This is a genomic window from Xanthomarina sp. F2636L (assembly GCF_026410195.1).
Lineage (GTDB): Bacteria > Bacteroidota > Bacteroidia > Flavobacteriales > Flavobacteriaceae > Xanthomarina.
This window is the reverse complement of record NZ_JAPMLM010000053.1, coordinates 1-5732: the sequence shown is the minus strand read 5'-3', so window position 1 is coordinate 5732 and position 5732 is coordinate 1. Positions and strand designations below refer to the sequence as shown.

The following is a 5732-nucleotide window of genomic DNA, read 5'->3' as shown; positions in this document are numbered from 1 at the left end:
TGAAATCAGCGTAATGTTTGGCAGAAATCAGAGGTAATTCAGTTGCGTATTGCTTGCGTTTGAGTGGTTTCCGCAATTGTAGCTAACGTGTTTGTATATGAGTAGTGCGAGGCAAGTACTCGATATTTTTCCGTTGTGATATTAGTTTTTAGGTTAACATTTATTTTGCGGGGTAACCTTTTTCTCGCATTACTTATATACGGTGTTGTACGTAGGCTTTTTATTTCAGTTTATTTTTCTAATTTAGTCAAAATATATAATTATGGCTAAACTAAAAATAACTATTCCACCAAAATTAGAGATTTATAAAGATTCCAAAGAAGAGTGGCGTTGGAAAATAGAAGTAAAAGAAGATATTATTGGAGCTTCAACAGAAGGTTATAAAAATCGTAAAGACTGTGTTGATAATATGCTAAACCTCAAAAATCGAATTGAGTATTTAGAAAGGAACAAGTTAATCGTTTAGATATAGTGTTTCGGGGTCATAACCTACTATTCTTTCTGTAAGTCTTTTATCTTCGAGTTTTTTTTCGGCTTCTTTTTTACTCATTGCGAATATACTACCTCCATATCTTTTACCTTCTGATACATATTCTGTTATATATTTATATTGTCCTTTTTCTGTGTTCATTTTATTGTTTTTATCTTACGGATTTCCGTAATTGGTTAATATTGTTTTGTTTATATTTGTTACTATGAAAAAATTACTGTTTTCATTATTGTTCTTTGTTGGGTTTTCATCTTTTGCTCAAACTTATGTTGAAAAGTATAATTCACTTAATGGTCGGTATGAGTACTTTGATAAACAGACCAATAAAATGGTTGCTTATAAATCCTATAATTCTCTTAACGGAACTTGGGAAACCACTTATGTCAATAACAATCAACAAGGTAGTGGTAGATATATTCCTCAAAAACAAAGAACTGATGATAATTTTGCTTTACTCCAACAAGTAATGGCTGAAAAACAAGCTAAATTTGATGCTAACTATGAAAAAATAATGAAACATATAGGGTCATTTAGAATGAAAACTGTATTAGCAATTGATGAACGAAAAGTGGCAGGATTTATAATGGATAATTTTTACAAAAATTGTGTAAATTCTCTTGATGGTAAAAATTATGATTTATCGAGTAATTCAAAGACTATAGAAATAATGAATTACATAACAAATTGTTATGACCAATTAGTTTATGAAGCCAAAGCTAATAATAAAACAGTCAAAACTACTGCTACATCCACTCAAAGTGTATCAAACAATGAAGCCATAATTAATGGTGGTTACAAAACCAATCAAATTCTTGAATACCAATACAATTCAAAAACTAAAAAATATGATTTAATTTTTGATGAAAAAATATCTTCCGAGTTGATTTTCAAAGCCGATAGTATATACTTCAAAAGAGGCACAGATGATTGGAAAGGGGCTAAATGGTTTTATCAAGGATTTAATGAAGATAATAAACAACATATCTTTTTTGATGACTATAACCAAACAATCACTTTTGATAAAAACTTTGATACAATAAGTTGGTATGCAGAACCAAAAGATAAAGTTTTTCAAAAAATCTACATCTATAAATATTTAACTAAATTTGATATTATTTATACAACAAATTAAATTTAATTATGTCAGATTTAGATGAAATTTTCGATTCAGCAAGTGGTCAAATCAGTCCGAGACTTTTTACTCCTACAAAGTTTACTATTAAACAAACAACTTCTCTAAATGACTTGTTGAATGAGTTAGAACGTATTAATCGTATTTATCTAACTGATTTTGATATTTGTCGTGATGAACTTAAAAATCTCAAGTTAGATGTTTTAGTTGATGAGCTTTATTTTCTTAAATCAAAACATTCTATTAGTTTAAAAAATGCTTTTATTATCAGTAATTTTAATAGAGACTTTAAATCCCTTAAAGAAATAAACGATACTATTCAAAAGATGGAAGTCCTCTACACGAAAATGATAATGAATCTATATCTTCCAATTTAACGTTTAATATTTCCTTTATTCCTTTCTGTGTTAAGTCTATTTTATAACCCATTTTTGAAAGGTCGTTTATAACTAGTCCTGCTTTCATTAGGACATAAATTATAGCACTTCTTTTATCTAATGTATTAAAAGTCTTGTCTATTGCGCTATTAAATTCCTCATCAGAAAGTTCTCTGTTTTCTTCTGTGTTCATATGCTTTTTCAGCTTACGTACAACGGTTTTGTGTATGATTTCGTTGCGTGTTTAAGCAATAAAGTTAGCAAATAAATCACAGATAGAAAGTCCGCGAGGACTTTCGTAAGTAGGCTATAACTAGCAATGAATTATACACGTTGTTGCCCACAGTTATTTTTTTTCACATTTCAATTCGGCTAAATAATATTCTCCATTATCAGTTAATTGCCAAGCATCATAATTTCCTTTTTTAATAAATTTCAAGGCTCTTAATTGAAGTAGAACTTTGTTAAAATCATCAATGTCTGTTTTGAAATCCTGAAGCCTTTTATTCGGATGTTTAATTTCCAATTTTTCTTTTTCTTTCTCTTTAATTACAGACGGAAATGGGTCATTAACTCTTGTGAAATTTCTTGAAGAATTATTTATAATATCCAGTGCTACATATGTAAAAATCTCATCCCAATTTAGAACTAACGAGTCTTTTCCAGTTCCAACTTTTTTCCAAGAATTAGGATTGTCTTTTTGTTGTTCTCTGATTGAATAAGAATAATGAACTTTAAATTCATCTTTGCCGCTTGATAAACGACCAGACATCATTGGCTTTTCATTCTCAAATTTTATTATTTGATTTTTTAGTTCCTCGTTTTCTTTAATTATTTGGATGTATTCTATTGTAGATGTATAATTGTCTAATGCATTTGCTCTTACCCAACCAATCGCAGGATATTGTTTTCTCAATTGAATAATACTTCTACTAACTTTTGAGCCTAAATCCTCGGGATTATTATAAAACTTACATAATTTGCTTTGAACTAAATTTTTAAATTCCTTTAATTTTTTTCGATTTTCCTCACTTTTTTCAACTCTATCAGCACTTAATTTACCTGGATTTTGATGTACAAATCCGATTATCGGTTTGTTAGTTTCCAATGCGTATCGATATTCCATTTCTGTGTAACTCAAGCCAGTATTTTCTGAAATCGAACCATATCTATCTCCTATTACAACAATGTAATAATCAGATTCGTCAATCACTTTTTTTATCCATTCCCATTGTGTGTCATTTGCTGCTGGAAATAATTCCATTCCAGATGGCATACATTCTAATTCAAGCAGTGCTTGCATTATTTCGTTTCTTTCTTCTATTAAATCAACATAAGTTGAACTGACAAAAACTTGGTATCTTTTCTCCATTTATTTTTTCTGACGTGTATTTTTTCTAATTGTGGGCAACGGTTTTGTGTATGATTAGTGGCGTGTTTAAGCACCTAATTTAGCAAATAAAAACCGAATAGAAAATCCGCGAGGATTTTCGTAAGTAGGCTAGAACTAGCCATTAATTATACACGTTGTTCTACGCAGTTTTTATTCCGCTTTTCTTGGATATAAAAATTCAATTTCCATATTTTTTATTCTTTCAATATCGGTTAAACTTAATTGAAACCAATATTCTTCCTTTTCTCGATAATAACTAAAACAAAATTCCATTTCAGTCGCATCAAATCCGCCACAATATTTTTCCGTTTGAAATTCGTCCGAACTCTCAATTTCAGACCATTGATTTATATTAAAATTCTTTCCTAATATTTTTTCGCAAATCTGTTTAAATTCTTCGTCAATTCCAATTTTGATTAAATCACATTCTTGTTTATAATAATCGTAATAATGGTGAGCGAATTCAGTCCGCATTATTGTGTAATCAATTCCGCCAAACTGAATTTCAAAATCATCTTCTATTTCCATTCCGCTAATTGCTCCGCCCCAACCAGTTAATTCAGTTCCGTTTTCGAGATATACTTTCAATTCAGGAATTACTTGAGTGTCAATAAATTTATATTTTTTATCGTCTTCGTTTATGGTAACTTTAAATTTATGACAATGATTTTTGATAAATTCATATGGTGATTCTACGTTTTCAAAATTGACTTTTCCGTGAATAATTCCCATTGGCACATCTGCAAATTCGAAATAAGTTGTTCCGATTTTAACTCCGTTTAATTGTATGCTGTATGTTTTTTTCAAATTGCGTAGAACGTGTTTGTATATGGTTTGTTGCGTGGTTTAAGCATCTAATTTAGCAAATAAAAACCGAATAGAAAATCCGCAAGGATTTTCGTAAGTAGGCTAGAACTAGCAATAAATTATATACGGTGTTGTGCCTAGTTTTTTATTTCAGAATATTCAATCCAGCATTTTCGGCAATTTTCAAAATCGGAACTATTTTTTTCTCGTCAGTATACCAAATAATGTTAGTCCAATCCCATTCTTCACTATAAATGGCGGAAAACTCTGGTAAAATCAAGCTGTATCTTTTTCCGCTTTGTGACCATAAATTATCAAAATCACATTTCCTTAAAACGTCATCAGAATTCAGTGGTTTTTTCAAAACCATTCGATAATTCCGTTTATATTTCCAAAAATATATATCAGTTATTTTATACAATTCCTCTGCAACCATCTTGAATTTATTTCTGCGTGCTTTTAATTCGTCTAAATTTTCGTCGACAAAAATCATTTCACTCGCCTCTTCATTTGTTAGCCAATGGTCAAACACACTAATAAAAATCTTTTTATATTTTCCGTTTTCAATGAATGAGTCTTCTTGTTCAATTATCTTTTTATAATCTGGAAGATTCCGCTTAATTTCCTTTAATTCCGCTTTCGAAATATTAGACATCATAGTTAGTTCGGGCGTTTTTTAAATTAGGCACAACGTGTTTGTGTATGATTTCGTTGCGTGTTTGAGCAACTAATTTAGCAAATACAAACCGAATAGAAAAACCGCGAGGATTTTCGTAAGTAGGCGAGTACTAGCAATGAATTATACACGTTGTTGTAAGCAGTTATTTAAATCGGTTATTATTCTTTTTAAAGTAATTTTCAATATTCGGTTTCTGTTTAGTTTGTCTAAATCGGAACAAAGTATTTTCAGTTGTTCTTTTATTAGTTCTAAATTCTGTCTCACTATTTATCACAAAGCTTGAGTCGGATTTAATCACTCCATTGATTTCGTATAAATAAGCAGAATTAAAAGAATCTTTTCCAGGTTTTTGCATTTCAATGCTGTAAAACTGTATTCTAATACTATCATTATTAACTTTAGCTAAACCTTTATTACCAATATCGTTTGGTTCAAATCCGCAAATTCGCTTGGTTCTTTTGTCTTCAGAGTTTTGAGACTCAAGCATTAATTCAATTACTTTATGCGCTCGTTCATAGGTATTCTCATAAGTTTCATTTTCCGCACAGTAATAATTCGTAAGTCCGTCAATTCCACGAATATTAACTATAAAGCCGTCTTCGTAAATAAAAAAAGCAGATAGATATTTTATTTTTGTTTCTTGGGTATTGTCAGAATTATTGGCTTCACGTTCCAATTCCGCAAAATAGTAACCATTCAGTTTTAAAGTGTTTTTCGGTACCTGATTGTTTTCAAAATCAATAAGTTTATCCTTGTGATGCGTTTTAAATATTCCACAAGAATTGGAAATAAAAACAATAATAATTAATGAGAATATTCTGTTTTTCACGGGTTTCCTTTAATTGCTTACAACG

At 29.9% G+C, this 5732-nt stretch carries 8 protein-coding genes; 2 read left to right on the top strand and 6 right to left on the bottom strand.

Annotated elements, in window-relative coordinates:
* Positions 1-262 precede the first annotated feature (262 nt).
* A complete protein-coding gene (locus OS191_RS00285) occupies positions 263-466 on the top strand; it encodes a YegP family protein (protein ID WP_267153707.1) in 204 nt (67 codons plus the stop codon).
* On the opposite strand, the gene OS191_RS00280 is transcribed toward OS191_RS00285, so the two are convergent.
* Positions 455-631 carry a hypothetical protein gene (locus OS191_RS00280; protein WP_267153706.1) on the bottom strand — a complete coding sequence of 59 codons (177 nt, stop codon included), beginning with the start codon at positions 629-631 and terminating at the stop codon, positions 455-457. The two genes, OS191_RS00285 and OS191_RS00280, sit on opposite strands and share 12 nt — an antisense overlap.
* Positions 632-695: 64 nt before the next feature.
* On the opposite strand from OS191_RS00280, the gene OS191_RS00275 reads away from it, so the two are divergent.
* On the top strand, positions 696-1622 hold the full coding sequence (locus tag OS191_RS00275) for a hypothetical protein (RefSeq protein ID WP_267153705.1): 927 nt from the start codon (positions 696-698) through the stop codon (positions 1620-1622).
* A gap of 315 nt (positions 1623-1937) precedes the next feature.
* On the opposite strand, the gene OS191_RS00270 is transcribed toward OS191_RS00275, so the two are convergent.
* From OS191_RS00270 to OS191_RS00250, 5 genes are all read right to left on the bottom strand, one after another.
* Positions 1938-2192 (bottom strand): hypothetical protein, encoded by a 255-nt coding sequence (locus OS191_RS00270; protein WP_267153704.1) that lies wholly within the window; start codon positions 2190-2192, stop codon positions 1938-1940.
* Between the two features lie 153 nt (positions 2193-2345).
* Positions 2346-3371 (bottom strand): DUF4062 domain-containing protein, encoded by a 1026-nt coding sequence (locus tag OS191_RS00265; protein WP_267153703.1) that lies wholly within the window; start codon positions 3369-3371, stop codon positions 2346-2348.
* Positions 3372-3542: 171 nt separating this feature from the next.
* Positions 3543-4199, bottom strand: coding sequence for a hypothetical protein (locus OS191_RS00260; protein WP_267153702.1), 657 nt, complete (start codon positions 4197-4199; stop codon positions 3543-3545).
* A 145-nt stretch (positions 4200-4344) separates the two neighbouring features.
* Complete coding sequence (locus OS191_RS00255; protein ID WP_267153701.1) at positions 4345-4857, bottom strand: hypothetical protein; 513 nt, start codon at positions 4855-4857, stop codon at positions 4345-4347.
* 163 nt (positions 4858-5020) lie between these two features.
* The gene (locus tag OS191_RS00250) at positions 5021-5707 is read right to left on the bottom strand and encodes a hypothetical protein (protein WP_267153700.1); all 687 of its coding nucleotides are present in this window, start codon (positions 5705-5707) and stop codon (positions 5021-5023) included.
* Between the last annotated feature and the right edge of the window lie 25 nt (positions 5708-5732).

Excerpts from the sequence above, each read along its gene's own strand:
- OS191_RS00285 (WP_267153707.1), top strand. The coding sequence starts at position 263 with ATGGCTAAACTAAAAATAACTATTCCACCAAAATTAGAGATTTATAAA.
- OS191_RS00280 (WP_267153706.1), bottom strand. The coding sequence starts at position 631 with ATGAACACAGAAAAAGGACAATATAAATATATAACAGAATATGTATCA.
- OS191_RS00275 (WP_267153705.1), top strand. The coding sequence starts at position 696 with ATGAAAAAATTACTGTTTTCATTATTGTTCTTTGTTGGGTTTTCATCT.
- OS191_RS00270 (WP_267153704.1), bottom strand. The coding sequence starts at position 2,192 with ATGAACACAGAAGAAAACAGAGAACTTTCTGATGAGGAATTTAATAGC.
- OS191_RS00265 (WP_267153703.1), bottom strand. The coding sequence starts at position 3,371 with ATGGAGAAAAGATACCAAGTTTTTGTCAGTTCAACTTATGTTGATTTA.
- OS191_RS00255 (WP_267153701.1), bottom strand. The coding sequence starts at position 4,857 with ATGATGTCTAATATTTCGAAAGCGGAATTAAAGGAAATTAAGCGGAAT.